Source organism: Variovorax glacialis (genome assembly GCF_051216375.1).
In the GTDB taxonomy this organism is placed as follows: domain Bacteria; phylum Pseudomonadota; class Gammaproteobacteria; order Burkholderiales; family Burkholderiaceae_C; genus Variovorax.
The window spans coordinates 266,214-282,749 of record NZ_JBPJZT010000007.1; the positions used below are offsets into that span (position 1 = coordinate 266,214).

The 16,536-nt window shown below is 68.5% G+C and carries 12 protein-coding genes; 1 reads left to right on the plus strand and 11 read right to left on the minus strand.

Translation table 11 applies throughout. The features are described from left to right. Positions 1-5 precede the first annotated feature (5 nt). A complete protein-coding gene (locus tag ACSFBL_RS20320; RefSeq protein ID WP_435517619.1) occupies positions 6-1,193 on the minus strand; it encodes a lipid-transfer protein in 1,188 nt (395 codons plus the stop codon). A gap of 144 nt (positions 1,194-1,337) precedes the next feature. Continuing rightward, positions 1,338-2,477 carry an acyl-CoA dehydrogenase family protein gene (locus ACSFBL_RS20325; RefSeq protein ID WP_435517620.1) on the minus strand — a complete coding sequence of 380 codons (1,140 nt, stop codon included), beginning with the start codon at positions 2,475-2,477 and terminating at the stop codon, positions 1,338-1,340. Between the two features lie 95 nt (positions 2,478-2,572). Here ACSFBL_RS20325 and ACSFBL_RS20330 point away from each other — a divergent pair, with 95 nt between their 5' ends. Next, positions 2,573-5,383, plus strand: coding sequence for a winged helix-turn-helix domain-containing protein (locus tag ACSFBL_RS20330; protein ID WP_435517621.1), 2,811 nt, complete (start codon positions 2,573-2,575; stop codon positions 5,381-5,383). Here the strand turns inward: ACSFBL_RS20330 and ACSFBL_RS20335 are convergent. From ACSFBL_RS20335 to ACSFBL_RS20375, 9 genes are all read right to left on the minus strand, one after another. Further along, positions 5,380-6,351: a Bug family tripartite tricarboxylate transporter substrate binding protein gene (locus tag ACSFBL_RS20335; protein WP_435517622.1), complete on the minus strand. Its 972-nt coding sequence runs from the start codon at positions 6,349-6,351 to the stop codon at positions 5,380-5,382. The genes ACSFBL_RS20330 and ACSFBL_RS20335 overlap by 4 nt on opposite strands. 34 nt (positions 6,352-6,385) lie before the next feature. Continuing rightward, positions 6,386-8,272, minus strand: coding sequence for a feruloyl-CoA synthase (locus ACSFBL_RS20340; protein WP_435517623.1), 1,887 nt, complete (start codon positions 8,270-8,272; stop codon positions 6,386-6,388). An 80-nt stretch (positions 8,273-8,352) separates the two neighbouring features. Next, positions 8,353-9,177, minus strand: coding sequence for an SDR family NAD(P)-dependent oxidoreductase (locus tag ACSFBL_RS20345; RefSeq protein WP_435517624.1), 825 nt, complete (start codon positions 9,175-9,177; stop codon positions 8,353-8,355). A gap of 110 nt (positions 9,178-9,287) precedes the next feature. Further along, positions 9,288-9,728: a MaoC family dehydratase gene (locus ACSFBL_RS20350; protein WP_435517625.1), complete on the minus strand. Its 441-nt coding sequence runs from the start codon at positions 9,726-9,728 to the stop codon at positions 9,288-9,290. A gap of 17 nt (positions 9,729-9,745) precedes the next feature. Continuing rightward, positions 9,746-10,186: a MaoC family dehydratase N-terminal domain-containing protein gene (locus ACSFBL_RS20355; RefSeq protein WP_435517626.1), complete on the minus strand. Its 441-nt coding sequence runs from the start codon at positions 10,184-10,186 to the stop codon at positions 9,746-9,748. Then, positions 10,183-11,373 carry a lipid-transfer protein gene (locus ACSFBL_RS20360; RefSeq protein WP_435517627.1) on the minus strand — a complete coding sequence of 397 codons (1,191 nt, stop codon included), beginning with the start codon at positions 11,371-11,373 and terminating at the stop codon, positions 10,183-10,185. The genes ACSFBL_RS20355 and ACSFBL_RS20360 overlap by 4 nt, the downstream gene beginning before the upstream one ends. 128 nt (positions 11,374-11,501) lie before the next feature. Further along, on the minus strand, positions 11,502-12,641 hold the full coding sequence (locus ACSFBL_RS20365; RefSeq protein WP_435517628.1) for an acyl-CoA dehydrogenase family protein: 1,140 nt from the start codon (positions 12,639-12,641) through the stop codon (positions 11,502-11,504). An 88-nt stretch (positions 12,642-12,729) separates the two neighbouring features. Beyond that, on the minus strand, positions 12,730-13,557 hold the full coding sequence (locus tag ACSFBL_RS20370; protein WP_435517629.1) for an enoyl-CoA hydratase/isomerase family protein: 828 nt from the start codon (positions 13,555-13,557) through the stop codon (positions 12,730-12,732). 81 nt (positions 13,558-13,638) lie between these two features. Beyond that, a complete protein-coding gene (locus ACSFBL_RS20375) occupies positions 13,639-16,488 on the minus strand; it encodes a winged helix-turn-helix domain-containing protein (protein WP_435517630.1) in 2,850 nt (949 codons plus the stop codon). Positions 16,489-16,536: the final 48 nt, after the last annotated feature.

Genomic DNA, 16,536 nt, shown 5'->3' on the forward strand with positions numbered 1-16,536 from the left:
GGCGCTCAGTTCTTGCCGTAGAGCGTGACGACGCAAGCGCCGCCGAGGCCCAGGTTGTGCTGCAGGCCGAGCCGGGCGCCTTCCACCTGGCGCTGGTCCGCGCTGCCGCGCAACTGGTGCGTGAGTTCGTAGCACTGCGCCAGTCCGGTCGCGCCCAGCGGATGGCCCTTCGACAGCAGGCCGCCCGAGGGATTCACCACGATCTTGCCGCCGTAGGTGTTGTCGCCGTCGTTCACGAACTTCTCGGCGCCGCCTTCGGGGCAGAAGCCCAGCGACTCGTAGCTGATGACTTCGTTCTGCGCGAAGCAGTCGTGCAACTCGCACACGTCGATGTCCTCGGGGCCGACGCCGGCTGCTTCGTAGACGCGGCTCACGGCCGATTTCGTCATGTGCGTACCGACCCAGCTCAGCATCGAGGGCGGCTCGAAGGATTCGACCGGGTCGGTCGTCATCGACTGCGCCAGGATCTGCACGTCGGTGCGCAGGCCGTGCTTCTTCGCGAAGCGCTCCGATACCAGCAGGGCCGCGGCGCCGCCGCAGGTCGGCGGGCAGGCCATCAGGCGCGTCATCACGCCGGGCAGCAACACCTTGTCGGCCATCACTTCCTCGGTAGTCACGACAGTGCGGAAGAGGGCGAGCGGGTTGTTGGCCGCATGGCGGCTGGCCTTGGCGCGCACCGCGGCAAAGGTTTCCATGCTGCAGCCGTAGCGCGCCATGTATTCACGCCCCGCGCCGCCGAAGGTTCGCAGCGCCTGCGGCATGCCGTCCATGTCGGCCGTGAGGCCGTGCAGCACCGGCAGGAAGCGCTCGCGCGTCGGCGGGCGATCGGTGTACTGGGCCTTGAGCGCGCCGGCCTGCATCTGCTCGAAGCCCAGCGCCAGCACGCAGTCGGCGTCGCCGGATGCAATCGCCTTGCGCGCCAGGTACAGCGCCGTCGAGCCGGTGGAACAGTTGTTGTTGACGTTGACGACCGGAATGCCCGTCATGCCCACTTCGTACAGCGCCGTCTGGCCCGAGGTCGAGTCGCCGTACACATAGCCCACGTAGGCTTCCTGAACTACGTCGTAGCCCACGCCCGCATCGGCCAGCGCCCGGCGCGTGGCCTCGGCGCCCATCGCGGTGTAGCTCAGGCTCTGGCCCGGCTTGGCGAAGGGGATCATGCCGACGCCGGCGACGATTACTTTTTCGGACATATGAAGCGCTCCTAGATTGACTGATTGGTGGAACACCGCGGAACCGGCTCCGCCGGGCCGCTGGTGTTGCCCCCTGCAAGGGGGTAGGCGAAGCGACACGAAGTGCGCGAAGCCTGGGGGTTAGCCAAGAACACCTGGGGGAGGTCAAAGCTTTCTTGAAATCAGGTCGCGCTGGACCTCGCTGGTGCCACCGAACACGCGCGTGATGCGGTAGTCCGTGAACGCCCGTGCAATCGGGTACTCCAGCATGTAGCCGTAGCCACCGTGCAGCTGCACCATCTCGTCGATGCACTTCCACAGCGTCTCGGTCGCGAACAGCTTGGCGATCGCGGCCTCTTGCACCGAGATGCGGCGCGTCATGTGCTCGCCGATGTAGTAGTCGACCATCGTGCGCACGGCCACCGCCTGTGCCTTCACGTCGGCCAGCTTGAACTTGGTGTTCTGGAAGTCCCACACCGTGCCGTCGAAGGCCTTGCGTTCCTTCACGTATTCGATGGTCTGCTCCAACAGGCGCTCGAGCTTGGCGGCCGAGTACACGGCGATGATCAGGCGCTCCTGCGCCAGTTCCTGCATCAGGCAGACGAAGCCCTTGTTCTCTTCGCCCAGCAGGTTGTCGACCGGCACGCGCACGTTGTCGAAGAAGAGCTCGGTGGTGTCGGCGGCCGGCTGACCCACCTTGTCGAGCTTGCGGCCACGGCGGAATCCGGCGCGGTCGGCCTCGACCATGATCAGGCTCACGCCCTTGGCACCGGCCTTCGGGTCGGTCTTGCAGGCGACCAGCACCATGTCGCAGTTCAGGCCGTTGCTGATGAAGGTCTTGCTGCCGTTGATGACGTATTCGTCGCCGTCGCGCACGGCCGTCGTGCGGATCGACTTCAGGTCGGAGCCGGTGCCCGGCTCGGTCATGGCGATGGCCATGATCGTCTCGCCGCGGCAGATCTTCGGCAGCCAGCGCTGCTTCTGTTCCTCGGTGCCGAAGCGCACGATGTAGGGCGCGGTGATGTCCGAGTGCACCGAGAGGCTGAAGCCCGAGACGCCGGAGCGGTGCAGCTCCTCGGCCAGCACGCAGGAATGGCCGAAATCGCCGCCGCCGCCGCCGTATTCGGCGGGGACGGTCACGCACAGCAGGCCTTCGCGGCCGGCCTTCAGCCAGGTCTCGCGGTCAGTGCGGCCGGCCTTGTCCCATTCGGCTTGGCGCGGCAGGCATTCGCGCTCGAAGAACCGGCGCGCGGTCTCGCGCAGCATTTCGTGGTCTTCGCGGTAGACGGTACGGTTGATGTTCACGGGGTCTCCTTGTCTGTGGGTGATTCTGGGAGCCACCCCCCGTAACCTCACTACCCCGATCGGGTGGCAGGCGAGCCACAATGGCGACCCTGCCCATGCCCCAAAAGACAACCGATCCCGCACGAATCCCATCCGACGCTTCGGCACTGAAGGCGCTGGTCAGCACCAAGATGGTCCCGCCGCGCAGCGCGGTCCGCGTCGTGGCGCGCGAGGCGCTGCTGGCCCGGCTGATGGAGGCGCGCCGCCGCCGCTGCCTGGTGCTGCAGGGCCCGGCCGGCTGCGGCAAGACCACCACCCTGGTCGCCTGGCGCCAGGCGCTGCTGCCGCTGGGCTTCGACGTCGCCTGGCTCACCCTGACGGCGGAAGACAACGAGCCGACCCGCTTCTTCGACTACCTGCTCGCCAGCCTGGCGCAGGCGGCCCCTGCCGTGACGCAGGCGGCGGCCGATTTCGCCGGCCGCGGCATCGACAGCGAGGCTGTCGAGCGCACGCTGATCGCGCTGGTGCGCTCCGTCGCCGCCCACCCGCGCGACCTGGTGCTGGTGCTCGACGACCTGCACCACCTGACCGATCCGCGCATCCACGAGGCGCTGCAATGGCTGCTGGATTACGCGCCGGCCAACCTGCACCTGATGATGGCCTCCCGCGGGGCGTTGCCGCTGTCGCTCGACCGGCTTCGCGCCGAAGGCCAGCTGCTCGAACTGGACGTGCGCGACCTGCGCTTCTCGGCGGCGGAATCGGAGCGCTTCCTGCAGAGCCAGCTCGGCACCATCGACCACCGCGACGCGATGCAATTGCATGACCTTTGCGACGGCTGGGCCGCCGGTCTTCAATTGCTGGCCATCAACTGGAAGAAGCGCCGGCACGAGCTGGGTGCCGCCCAGGGCGATGCCAAGGCCCCCGGCGACTTCGTCCGCACGCACGTGCAGGACCCGCAGGCCTTTGCGGTCTATTTCGAGAAGGAAGTGTTGTCGCGCCTGTCGCCGCAGGAGTTGGAACTGCTCATCAGCGTCTCGGCCTGCAGCCGCTTCTGCGCGCCGATGTGCGCCGTGCTGCTCGGACTCCCTGAAAGCGACACGGGCATGGCGCCGCTGCTCGCGCGGCTCGAAGCCGAGAACCTCTTCATCGTGCCGGTGGAAAGTACCGAGCGCGACACCTGGTACCGCCTGCACCCGCTGCTGCGCGAAACCCTGCGCGATCGCCTGGGCCAGCGCAGCGAGGCCGAGCGCCTGAAGGTCCACCGCATCGCGTGGCAATGGTTCCGCGACCACGGCCTCATCGACGAAGCGGTGCGGCAAGGCGTGGCGGCGGGCGAGGGCGCCGCCGCGGCCGCGCTGGTCGAGAAGTCCGCGCGCGACCTGGCCGTGGGCGGTGAACTGCGCAAGCTCATCGGCCTGGTGCGCCAGTTGCCGCCGGCCCAGGTGCAGGCGCGCGTCGGCCTGCGCCTGTGGATGATCCGGGTCCAGCTGTTCGCGCGAGAGTTCGATGCCTTTTCTGCGCTCATCGATCAGTTGCGCAAGGACATTCCGCCCGACGACGCCATGAGCCATTACGCGCTCACCATGATGGAAGGGACGCTCGCGGTGCAACGCGACGACACCGACGCCGCCATGGCCCTGCTGCCGCGCCTGCTGGCCGTGCCCGAGGGCGCGGATGCCATGACCATCGGCGGGCGCGACAACATCCTGACGTGGCTCTACATGCACCGCGGCGACTACGAGCTGGCGCGGCGCATCCAGCAGGACAACGCGATCCGTCTCATCAATGGCGTCCCGTTGCGCGGCACGCCTTCGGGCACCCTGCAGGGGCGCGCCCTGGTCGGCCTGAGCTACGCGATGGAAGGCCGCATGACGCAGGCCGAGCGCATCTACCGCGACGTGCTGCGCGAGGCCAACGAGGGCGGCAGCGCCTGCGTCGACCCGGCGTACCTCGCTACCGCGCTGCTGGGCGAAGTGCTCTACGAGCACGACGAAACCGACGCCGCGGTGCAACTGCTGGAAGACCGCGTCGATGCGCTGGAGCGCGTGTCGATCCCCGACTCCGTGCTGCGCGTCCACCGCACCCTCGCGGCCTCGCATTGGGTGGCCGGCCGAAGGATGGAAGGCATGGCCTACCTGGAGCGGCTGGAGGACTACAGCGTCTCGCTGGGCCTCGACCGGCTGCTGGTTTACAGCCTGGCGCTGCAGGCGCACTACCGCATGGAGATGGGCGACCCGTCCGCGGCCGAGTCCGCGATGCAGCGCCTCGACGCGATCGATGCGCGACATGCCGATGCGGCCCAGAGCGCGCTGATGGAGATTTCGGTGATCGCCGAGCGGGCGCGCATCCGGTGGTCGATGGCGCGGGGGGATCCCGACGATGCGGCACGGCGCATCGAGCCGCTGATCGCCAACATCGAGATGCGCGGACGGCAACGGCTGGTGGCGCAGTTGAAGCTGATGCAGGCGGCCATCGAGCGGCGCCGCGGGCATATCGAGGCAGCCAGGGAATGCACGCTGGCGGCGCTGCGGCGCGGCCATCGGCTGGGGCTCGTGCGCAGTCTGCTGGATGCGGATCCGTCCGTGACGGCGCTGGTCGCGGACGTCGCCAAGGACGCCTCGCTGGATCCGGTGCTGGGTTTCTATGCGGAGCGGCTGATCAGTGCGGGGAGGGTGCCTGTCGCCGCCGACGCGGCGCACGCCACCGTGGCGTCGGGCAGTGCGACGAAGCGCCCCGTCGAGCCGTTGAGCGAACGGGAGCGCGACGTGCTGGGCCTGCTCGCCCAGGCGATGCCCAACAAGAAGATCGCGCTGGCGCTCGGCCTTTCCATCGACACCGTGAAGTGGCACCTGAAGAACATCTACGGCAAGCTCGGCGTGGCCGGCCGCGACGAGGCAGTCTCGTGGATGCGGGAGGGCGGCGCCTAGTCCACCTTCGCGCCCGACACCTGCACCAGCTTCTGGACGATGGGCCCGCTGGCCTCGAAGTTCTTCCGGAACTCGGCCGAGCTGTTGCCCATGGCAACGAGCCCGTACATCTGGAACCGCGCCTTCATCGCCGCGGTCTGAACGGCGGCACGCGCTTCCTTCTCGAGCCTCGCGAGGACCGGTGCCGGCGTCTTGGCAGGCGCGGTCAGCATCACGCCGCCGAGCGGCTTGAACTCCTCGTCCGGGAACCCGGCTTCCGCCATCGTCGGCACCTTCGGCATGTCCGACAGGCGACTGTCGCCGATGATGGCCAGCGGGCGCAGGCTGCCGCTGGCGATGTGCGGGGCCATGGAGCCCAGCGTGCCGATGCCCACGGGGATCTGGCCGCCGATCATGTCCTGGATCATCGGCGCCTCGCCCTTGTAGGCCACGTGGGTCATGTCGAGGTGCCGCGACTCGCCGAGGTACGCCATCATCAGGTGGCTCGACGAGCCGACGCCGAAGGAGCCGTAGTTGACCTTGCCCTTCTGCGTCTGCGCCCAGGCGATGAACTCCTTCATGTTGCGCGCGGGCACTTCCTTGCCGACCGCGAAGACCAGGCTGGCCGAGCAGATCTCGGTGATGAGCGCGAAGTCGCGCTTCACGTCGTACGGCACCTTCGAGAACATGTACTGCGCGTAGTAGATCGGCGCGGCGTGCGACAGGAAGAGCGTGTAGCCGTCCGGCGCGGCGCGGGCCACGGCCGACGCGCCGAGCATGCCCGAGGCGCCGGGCTTGTTGTCGACGATGACGGGTTGCTTCAGGCTCTTGCCCATTTCCTCCGCCAGAACGCGGGCCAGCACGTCGGTCGCGCCGCCCGGCGGCGCGGGCACGACGAGGGTGATGGCCCGGGTCGGGTAGTCCTGCGAGAAGGCAAGGACGCCGCAGGCGAGGGCAGCGATGCCGATGAGTGCTTTCACGGTACGCATGGTTTTGTCTCCGGTATTGTCGAAACGCGTGGGCCTATGCGCACGCACGCGCCACGTGGGCGCCGGGCTGCGGCTGGAAGAGTTCATCGACCAGGTGGGCACGGCGCGAGCGGGTCGTGGCCTGGTTGACGTAGCCCTTGTCGGCGATCTCGTTGGCGTCCATCGAGGGCGGCTCGGCCATCAGCATCAGCCGCTCGACCCGCAGGCTGGCACTGCCTTTGTCCCTCCGCAGCCTTTCGCTCAAGGCCTCGATGAGCGCGGGATGCGTCACCATCCCGGCGGCGTCCATCCCCGCGAGTTCGGGCACGAGCTTCTGGCAGGCGGCCACGTTGGGCCAGGCGAGCGCCGCGACGTAGTCCTGGTCATGGCCGCAGATCACGGCGTCGGTGATCAGCGGCGCGCAGCGCTCGATCAGGCCGAGGCGGATCGAGCCGGTGCGCACCCAGGTGCCGTTGACGAGCTTGAAGTCTTCCGCCACGCGACCGTCGAAGCGCATGCCCTTGGCGGGGTCCGCCATGTCGACGAGGCGCACGGCGTCGCCGAGCCGGAAGAAACCTTCCTCGTCGAACGCCGCTGCCGTGAGATCGGGCCGCGCGACGTAGCCGGTGAAGTTGTGGGCGCCGCGCACCCGGATCTCGTAGCGGTCGCCGTCCAGCGGCACCAGCTTGAGTTCGGTGCCGGGTGCGGGCGCCCCGATGTTGGCCAGGTCGTCGCTGACCCACGTGCGGTAGGTGCCGACGCCGGTGGTCTCGGTCGATGCCAGCCCGGTGCCGAACACGATGCGCTCGCCCACGGTGCGCTCGGCCACGCGCTGGATGCGCTCGTTGACGTCCTTGGGCAGGCTTGCGCCGCCGTAACCGAAGTTGATGACGCGCGCGAACACGCTGCGTGCAAGCTGCGGGTCGCGTTCGAGTTCCGCGGCCAGCAGGGCCCAGGCGGCGGGCACGCTGGTCAACACGGTCGGCGAGACCTCGCGCAGGTTGCGCACCGTGCGATCGAACATCCCCGGCAACGGCTTGCCGTCGTCGATGTAGTGCGTGGCGCCGAGCAGCACCGAGCGGCCGATGTTGAGCACGCCGCCCAGCGCGTGGTGCCAGGGCAGCCAGTCGAGGAAGACCGGCGGCTCGTGTTGTCCGGCCAGGCTCGCGAACATGTTCGAGAGATTGGCCGCGCAGGCTTGCAGGTTGCTGTAGCTGATGGGCACGCCCTTGGGAACGCCCGTCGAGCCGGAAGTGAAGAGGATCCTGGCCACGTCCTCGGGCCGGATCGCCGCGTGGGCCGCCGCGACCTTTTCGCGTCGTTCCGCGGTGAGTTCGATGGACCCCAGCGAGGCCCATGCGTGCTGGCCCGCCGTGGCGCCGTGCACCGCGATGACCGGGGCATCCGGGCAACCCAGCGCGGCGATGGCGCGCTCGTAGGTAGCGGCGTCCTGCACGAACAGCGCCGCAGGCGGCACCAGTTCGCAGACACCCTTGAGCCGTGCGAAGTCGCGGCTCAGCAATGAATAGGCCGGCGACACCGGCGCCACCGGTACGCCCACGTATTCGGCGGCCATGAGCAGCACGAGTTGTTCGAGCGAGTTGGGCGACAGCACCACCAGCGGGCGGTCCTGGCCGAGGCCGAGTTCGAGCAGGGCGGCGCCGATCGCCTGCACCTGCTGCCACATCTGCATCCAGGTGATGCGCTTCCAGGCGCCTTGCGCGTCGCGCTCGTTGAAGGCCGGCGCGTCGCCGCGCTTTTCGGCCCAGTGGGGGATGAAACCCGCAAAGCCGGTGCGGCCCGTGGGCCTGGGAACGATCGGCGAGCGCAGGATCAGCGTGCCGTCGGCACGCCGTTCGCAGACGGCCTTGCGGATCTCATAGGGCACCGGTCGATAGCGCGCCGGCGGTGGCGCGATGGCTTCGGTGGCGAGGGTGGTCATGCGGCCTGTCTCCAGAATTCTTTTAGATCGACTTCCGTCGGCGGACCCAGCGCCCGCCGACGTCCCCACGCAGCGCGCAGTTACTGCGGCGAGCCCGCCACGGCCACGACCTGGCCGGTGATGTAGTTCGACTCGGGCAGGCAGAACAGGTACACCGCGCCGGCCGCTTCTTCCGGCGAGCCGCCACGGCCCAGCGGATTGCGCTGCGCGTGCGACTTGAGCAGTTCGGGGTTCAGGCCCACGCGGATGTCCTTGCCCTCGATGTTGATCGTGGCGCCGGCCTTGGCATCGGCACTCGTCATGCGGGTGTGGATGAGGCCGAAGGCCACCGCGTTGACGTTGACCTTGAAGCGGCCCCATTCGCGGCTCAGTGCGCGCGTCATGCCGATCACGCCGGCCTTGGCCGACGAGTAGTTCATCTGGCCGGCATTGCCGTTCAGCGCGGAGGTCGACGAGATGTTGACCACCTTGCGGAAGTTCTCGATGCCCTTTTCCTGGTCGGCCATGGCTTGCGCCTTGATGACCGGGTAGGCGGCGCGCAGGATGCGGAAGGGCGCGGTGAGGTGGCAATCGAGGATGCCGTACCACTGCTCGTCGCTCATGCGCTGGATCACGTCGTCCCACGTGAAGCCGGCGTTGTTGACGATGATGTCGATGCCCTTGTAGTTGTCGACCGCGGTCTTGATGAAGCGCTCGGCGAAGTCCGGCGCGCTGACGTTGCCCGGGCAGGCCACGGCCTCGGCGCCGCTCTTCTTCAGCAGCTCGACCGTTTCCTGCGCCGGATCGGCGTCGAGGTCATTGATGACGATGCGCGCGCCCTGGCTGGCGAGCTTCATGGCGATGGCCTGGCCGATGCCGCGGCCCGAACCGGTGACCAGTGCCACTTTGCCGTCGAGTGTTTTCATGTCTTCTTCCTGGGTTGATTGATTGAGATGGATTGGGTCTCTGTGCGGGGAGCAGCGCGGAACTGGCTTCGCCGGGCCGCTGGTGCTGCCCCCGGCGAGGGGGTAGGCGGCTACACGAAGTGAGCGAGCCTGGGGGAGAGCGAGATCACGGCTTCGCCAACGATCCTGGTGTCGCCGTACTGGTTGCGGGTTTCGATTTCGAGCTTCACGCGTTGTTCGCCATCGGCTTCGAATTTCTCGACCACCTTGCCGCTGCAGGTGATCCTGTGGCCCAGGTGCGTGATGCCGGTGAAGCGCACGCCGAAGCTGCGGATCCGGCGCTGGTCGACCCACTGCGTGAGCAGCCGGCCGAGGTAGGCCATCGACAGCATGCCGTGCGCGAACACGTCGACCATGCCGGCCTTGCGGGCGTAGTCGGTGTCGATGTGGATCTGGTTGTGGTCGCCCGAGGCACCTGCGAACAGGGCCAGCGTGGTGCGGTTGATGGCCGGGAGTTCCAGCACGGGCAGGGTGTCGCCGACGTTGACGGCCGCGAATGTGGGTTGGCTCATGGTTTGTGTTCCTGCCTTCATGCGTTTTTGTGCACGAGCACGCTTCGGAGGTCCGCCACGTGTTCGCCGCGCTGGTTGGTGACTCGCGACTCGCGCACCACGAAGCTCAGCGCGCCACCCTTCTTGTCGTAGATGTCGGCGATGTGCGTCTCGAACTGCAGCGTGTCGCCGGCGTAGGCCATGCGGTGGTACTTGAAGGTTTCCTCGCCGTGCAGGATGCGCGAGGTGATGATCCCCAGCTCGTCGCGCCATGCGTTCGACGGAATCTGGAACTCCAGCGAGAACAGGAAGGTCGGCGGCAGCGGCAGCCCGGGGTGGCCGGCATCGCGCGCGGCGGACTCGTCGATGTAGACCGGATCGGTCTCGCCGATGGCCTTGGCGAAGAAGCGCAGTTGCCCGGCTTCCGCCGTCGCCTTGTAGACCGGCAGCTTCATGCCGATGTGCTTCTTGTCGATCATGCGGACACCTTCTTGTAGATCGTGACCACGCCTGCGCCGCCGAGGCCGAGGTTGTGTTGCAGCGCGACCTTCGCGTCCTGCACCTGGCGTTGGTCCGCCGTGCCGCGCAGCTGGTGCGTGAGTTCGTAGCACTGGGCGAGGCCCGTCGCGCCGAGCGGATGACCCTTGGAGAGCAGGCCGCCCGAAGGATTGGTGACCCAGCGGCCGCCGTAGGTGTTGTCGCCGTCGTTCACCAGCTTCTCGGCTTCGCCTTCGCCGCACAGGCCCAAGCCTTCGTAGGTCAGGAGTTCGTTCTGCGCGAAGCAGTCGTGCAGTTCGATCACGTCGATGTCCTCGGGGCCCACGCCGGCCTGTGCATAGGCCTGCTGCGCAGCCAGGCGCGTCATGTCGAAGCCGACGACGCGGATCATGTCCTTGGCGTCGTAGGTGCTCGGGAGGTCGGTCGCGAGCGACTGGCCGGCGATGAGCACGTCCGTGCGCAGGCCGCGCTTGCGGGCGAAGGCCTCCGAGACCACGATCGCCGTGGCGCCGCCGCAGGTCGGCGGGCAGGCCATGAGGCGCGTGATCACGCCGTCCCACAGCATCGGCGAGGCCATCACGTCCTCGGTCGATACGACATTGCGGAATACGGCCAGCGGGTTGTTCGCGGCATGGCGGCTGGCCTTGGCGCGGATCTTCGCGAAGGTCTCCAGTTTTGTGCCGTACTTCTGCATGTGCGCGCGTCCGGCGCCCGCAAACTGGCGGATGGCCGACGGGATCTCGGGCCGGCCGACCAGTTCGTCGACCACCTTCTGCGCCCGTTCGAGCGCCGGCGCGCGATCGTCCCAGCGCGACTTCAGCGCACCTGGGTTCATCTGCTCGAAGCCGAAAGCCAGCGCGCAGTCGACCGCGCCGCTCTGCACCGCCTGCCGGGCGAGGAACAGCGCCGACGAACCGGTGGCGCAGTTGTTGTTGACATTGAGCACCGGGATGCCGGTCATGCCGACGCGGTAAAGCGCCTTCTGGCCGCAGGTGGAGTCGCCGTACACATAGCCCGCATAGGCCTGCTGCACATCGGTGTAGTCCAGCCCCGCATCGGCCAGCGCCGCGCGGATTGCCTGCTCGCCCATCACGTCATAGGGCTCGCTCATGCCCGGCTTCTTGAAGGGGATCATCCCGACCCCCGCGACGAATACCTTGTTTGTCATCTCACTGCTCCTGTTGATTCAGTTGTCTTTTCGGGAAGTACTGCGGAACCGGCTCCGCCGGTCCGCCGGTACTGCCCCCTGCAAGGGGGTAGGCGTAGCGACACGAAGTGCGCGCAGCCTGGGGGTGCTCAGAGCCCCCTTGAGATCAGCTCGCGCATGACCTCGCTCGTGCCGCCATAGATGCGTGTCACGCGCGAATCGACGAAATCGCGTGCGATCGGGTACTCCAGCATGTAGCCGTAGCCGCCGTGCAGTTGCACCATCTCGTCGAGCGCCTTGCCCAGCGTCTCGGTCGCGAAGAGCTTCGCGATCGCCGCCTCTTCGAGCGTCAGGCGGCGGCGCATGTGCTCGGCGATGTAGTAGTCGATCATGGTGCGCACGGCCACCGCCTGCGCCTTGATGTCGGCCAGCTTGAACTTGGTGTTCTGGAAGTCCCACACCGTGCCGTCGAAGGCGCGGCGGTCCTTCACGTAGTCGATGGTGGTCTGCAGCGCGCGCTCCAGGCGTGCGGCGGCGGAGATCGCGATGGTGAAGCGTTCCTGCGGCAGCTCGCCCATCAGGTAGCTGAAACCCTTGCCTTCCTCGCCGAGGCGGTTCGTCACGGGCACGCGCACGTTGTCGAAGAAGAGCTCGGCCGTGTCCTGCGCGTACTGGCCGACCTTCTCGAGCTTGCGTCCCCGGCGGAAGCCCGCGCGCGTCGCCTCGACCGCGATCAGGCTGATGCCCTTGGCGCCGGCGGCCGGGTCGGTCTTGCAGACCACGATGATCAGGTCCGCCGTGAGGCCGTTGCTGATGAAGGTCTTGCTTCCGTTGATGACGTACTCGTCGCCCTCGCGCACGGCCGTGGTCCGCACCGCCTTGAGGTCGCTGCCGGTGCCCGGCTCGGTCATCGCGATCGCCAGGATGATCTCTCCGGAGGCGGCGCCGGGCAACCACTTCTGCTTCTGTTCCTCGGTGCCGGCACGCAGGATGTACGGCGCGATGATGTCCGAGTGCATGCCGAAGGCCGGGCCGCTGACACCGGAGCGCGCGAACTCCTCGCCGAACACGGCCGCATGGCCGAAGTCGCCGCCGCCACCGCCGTATTGTTCCGGCAGCGATGCGCACAGCAGGCCTTCGCGGCCGGCCTTCAGCCATGTCTCGCGATCCACCTGGCCGGCGTCGTCCCAGGCCTTCTGGCGCGGCAGGCATTCGCGCTCGATGAAGCGGCGCACCGTCTCGCGGTACATCTCGTGGTCGTCTCGAAAGACGTTGCGGGTCACTTGCATGAATTTGTCTCCACCAGGGTCTCTGTGCTCGGGTTTCGAAGTTAATCCTCGGGGAGCGGGTAGCCCCCACTCCGGATGGGGGGCGGGCTCAACCCGGGATGCGGTCCCAGTCGAAGGCGGCCGGCTCTCCGCGCAGGAAGGCTTCGACGGCGGCGTCGTGGTAGGGCGCCGTCGAGGCCACGCCCTGCGCGGTGCACTCCAGTTCGGCCAGGGTGGCGTAGGAGGTTTCGAAGCTCTTGTTCATCAGGTTCTTGGTCAGGCCCATGGCCTCGCGCGGGCCCGCGACGAAGCGGCGGGCGAAGCCGATGGCGTCGGGCAGCAGCGCATCGGGTTCGTGCAGGGTGTGGACGAAGCCCAGCTGCTTGCCTTCGGCGGCACTCACGCGGCGCGCGGTGAGCGCCAGTTCCTTGGCCATCGGCAGGCCGACGGCGCGCGGCAGGAAGTGGAAGGCGCCCAGGTCGGGGATCAGCCCGACCTTGACGAAAGACATGCAGAACACGGCGCGCGTGGAAGCCAGGATGAAGTCGGCGGCCAGCGCGATCGAAAAGCCCGCGCCGACGGCCGGACCGTCGACCGCGGCGATGACAGGCACTTCGAGCGAATGCAGGCGCCGGACCCAGCCATGGCCGTCCTGCAGGCGGCGCCGCAGGGCATGGGCGGTGCGGAAGTCCGGGTCCGTGCTGGTCAGTCGCCCCTTGAGGTCGCCGCCCGCGCAGAAGCTGCCGCCGGCGCCGGTGAGGACCAGCGCACGCACGCGGCGATCGTTCTCGACATGGTTGAGCATGTCCTTGTAGTCGGCGCGCAGTTCCATCGACAGGGCATTGCGTGCGGCCGGGCGCTGGTGCGTGAACACGGCCACGCCGTCTTCGTCGATCGAGAGCTGCGACTCGCGCAGCGGGATGATGTCGCTCGGCATGGTGTCCTCTTTGCGTCGGTGTGCGGCATGATCCGCCGCACTCTCCGCCAGGGACCCACCCGCGCCGGGTGGTGCCGCGCCTCAGGCGGGCGCTGCGACCCCGCCCGGGCCATCGACGTCCCAGCCCAGGTCGCGCACCCGCGCGACCGCTTCGTCGCGGCCGGCGACGCGCAGCTTGCTGTAGATGCGGCTCAGGTACCACTTCACCGTCTCGGGCGAGAGGCCGAGCGCACGCGCGATCTTCTTGTTGGGCTTCGCCTGGGCGAGCAAGCGCAGCATCTCGATCTCGCGTTCGCTGAAGGCGTCGAGATCCGCCGCCATCGCGGCGCGCAGGGTTGGCCTGGCTTCGACTTCCGCTGCCGGCATGTCCGGCCGGGCGCGGATGGCCTGCAGCCGCTCGACGTAGAAGGCCAGCACCGGGTCGAGCGACTCGGTCTGCGCGAGCTCGCCCATCATGGTGCGGGCCGCCGGGTCCGCGTCGATCAGGCTGCGCAGCAAGCCCAGCCGGTGGCCGCGTCGCAAGGCATCGAGCAGTTTCTGACGCGCCGGGCCATAGCGGCCCAGCCGTGCATCGACAGCCGCGCTCTTTACCAGCAGGTGCGCGACAGTGCGCTGCCGGCCGCGCTCTTCGCACTGCGCGATGAGCGTGGCGAGTTGCGATGCGGCGGACTCGAAGTCGCCCAGCGTCGCGGTCAGGCGAATGCGGGCGCGTTGCGCCACTTCGCCGATTTCGTCGGGCGCGCCCGAGGACGCCGAGGCGTGGCGCGCCTCGATGGCATTGAGCCGTGCAAGCGCGGCCTCGGCGGCGGTCAGTTCGCCGAGCAGCAGCCGGTAATGCACTTCGTCCCCCAACCCATGCGCCAGCAGGCGATCGAGCTGGTTCCTCGTGCCGTAGGCCTGCAGCCGGTCGACATGCGCAAAGGCCGCGACGGGGTTGCCGGCCTGCCAGTTGGCCGCGGCGAGCACCCGGTAGACGCGCAGGACGGCATCGGGCATGGCGATGCGCTCCAGCATGTCGACCTTGTTCTCGAGCAGGGCGAGTGCCTGGCGTGCATCGTTGAGCTCGTAGAGCACGTCGGAAAGCAGGCTGAGTGCGAGGTACCACGCGTCGGCGCAGGCCTTGCCGCCTTGCTCGGCCTCGGCGGCCACGGCGCGGAAGATGCGCTCCGCCTGCGTCATCCGGCCCTCCAGCGCATAGCTGAGGCCCACGAGGCAGCGGCCCTGCAGGCTGCCGGCCGCCGACGCGACCAGGGGCGCGCCATCCACCAGCAGCGTCGGTGCGTCCAGCAGCAGGCGCCGGGCCTTCTCGTATTCGCCCTGCTGCGTGTGCAGCCACGACAGGATGTTGTTGCGCGCGCCGACGGCCAGCGGTTCGGCATCCGGCGGCACGTCGAGCAGTTGCGGGCGGATCGCCAGGGCGGCAGCGGTGTCGTCGCGCTGCACGGCCAGCGCAGCCTGCAAGGTCGCGAGATGAAAGCGCAGCACCGCCGAATCGGCGGGAAGGTCGCGGGCCAGCCCGTCGAGCGTCTCGACGCACGCATCCGTATCGCGCTCGAAGAACTGCGCGCGCGCCAGCCACAGGCGCATCCTGAAGCTCTCTTCGATCTGGCGGGGCGGCATCTGGTGCAGCAGCGCGACGAGTTCGCGTCGTTCGCCACGCACGATGAGCGATTGCGCGCATTGGTCGATCAGCGCCGCGGCCTGGGCCGGCTGACCGGCCTGCACGGCATGGCGAACCGCGTCTTCCAGCAGGCCCTTGTCGCGGAACCAGGCGAACGCGCGTGCGTGCACGGCTTGGCGGGTGGACGGGTCGAGCGCCGCGAAACGCGCCAACAGCGTTTCTCGCAGCAGCGGATGCAGGCGGTACCAGGCTTCGGGTGACTGACTTTCGACAGGAAAGACGAAGAGATCGTTGCCGTCCAGCCGCGTGAGCAGCGCCGAAGCTTCGGCGACCGCCTCCGGCGTGTCCAGCAACGCGGCGCAGAGGGGTGCGCAGAAGCGGCTGCAGGCGGCCGCGCGCACAAGAAGGTCGAGTTCGGCGGGCGCGAGCAGCGACAGCACCTCCTGCTCGAAATACTGCGTCACCGCGAGCGCGTCGCGCGCCGGCAGGCGCGCAAAGGGTTCGCCCGGACCGGCGCGGCCGGCTTCGATCTGCTTCTTCTTCCAGTCCAGCGTGAAAAGTCGCAGGCCCGCGACCCAGCCGTCGCTCAGGTCGTGCAAGGTCCTGATGGTGCGCGCGTCAGCCTCGTCGCCGAGTTGGGCTTTGAGGTATTGCGCGCTTTCCGCCGGCGTCAGGCGCAAGTCGCGCTGGTCGAGTTCCAGCGTCTGCGACTGGCTGCGCAGCCGGTCGAGGGAAAGACGCACTGCGCCGCGCGATGCCAGCACGATGTGCAGGTTGGGCGGGGCGTAGTCCAGCAGCCACTGGAGCGCATCCTGGATGGCAGGGTGGGTCAGGTGGTGCACGTCGTCGAGCACCAGCAGCAGGTCGCGCGGGTGGGCGGCGATGCCGCGCACCAGCGAGATGGCGAGGCGCTCGATGCCGTCGGGATCCGACTCGATGGTTGGGTTGCGCGAGCGTGCCGCTTCGCCAACCAGCGCCGGGTCGATCCGGGCCACGCTGGCCAGCAGGCCGTCGAGGAAGCGGGCGGGCTGGTTGTCGTCGGCGGTCGACGTGAACCAGGCGACATCGGTGCCCAGCGGGACGAGCGCCTGCCGCCATGCGGCGATCAAGGTCGACTTGCCCGAACCGGCCGGGCCGGTGACAGTGATGCAGCGCAGCCGCCGCGCTTCGAGCAGGCGCGCCAGCAGGCGCTCTCGCGCCACGATGCCGACGCCCGAGCGCTGCACCGCCATGGCGGCGCCCGGACTGCCGTTCGGCGCTGCTTCTGGCTGCGCTCGCGGCGGAGCGATCGGTACGGTGCGAGGTGGCATGAGGGGTCGGGTTGCGGCGTGGAAGCCGGCGCAGCGGGGCATTGTGCA

Excerpts from the sequence above, each read along its gene's own strand:
- ACSFBL_RS20320 (WP_435517619.1), bottom strand. The coding sequence starts at position 1,193 with ATGTCCGAAAAAGTAATCGTCGCCGGCGTCGGCATGATCCCCTTCGCC.
- ACSFBL_RS20365 (WP_435517628.1), bottom strand. The coding sequence starts at position 12,641 with ATGCAAGTGACCCGCAACGTCTTTCGAGACGACCACGAGATGTACCGC.
- ACSFBL_RS20330 (WP_435517621.1), top strand. The coding sequence starts at position 2,573 with ATGCCCCAAAAGACAACCGATCCCGCACGAATCCCATCCGACGCTTCG.
- ACSFBL_RS20335 (WP_435517622.1), bottom strand. The coding sequence starts at position 6,351 with ATGCGTACCGTGAAAGCACTCATCGGCATCGCTGCCCTCGCCTGCGGC.
- ACSFBL_RS20360 (WP_435517627.1), bottom strand. The coding sequence starts at position 11,373 with ATGACAAACAAGGTATTCGTCGCGGGGGTCGGGATGATCCCCTTCAAG.
- ACSFBL_RS20355 (WP_435517626.1), bottom strand. The coding sequence starts at position 10,186 with ATGATCGACAAGAAGCACATCGGCATGAAGCTGCCGGTCTACAAGGCG.
- ACSFBL_RS20345 (WP_435517624.1), bottom strand. The coding sequence starts at position 9,177 with ATGAAAACACTCGACGGCAAAGTGGCACTGGTCACCGGTTCGGGCCGC.
- ACSFBL_RS20340 (WP_435517623.1), bottom strand. The coding sequence starts at position 8,272 with ATGACCACCCTCGCCACCGAAGCCATCGCGCCACCGCCGGCGCGCTAT.
- ACSFBL_RS20370 (WP_435517629.1), bottom strand. The coding sequence starts at position 13,557 with ATGCCGAGCGACATCATCCCGCTGCGCGAGTCGCAGCTCTCGATCGAC.
- ACSFBL_RS20350 (WP_435517625.1), bottom strand. The coding sequence starts at position 9,728 with ATGAGCCAACCCACATTCGCGGCCGTCAACGTCGGCGACACCCTGCCC.
- ACSFBL_RS20375 (WP_435517630.1), bottom strand. The coding sequence starts at position 16,488 with ATGCCACCTCGCACCGTACCGATCGCTCCGCCGCGAGCGCAGCCAGAA.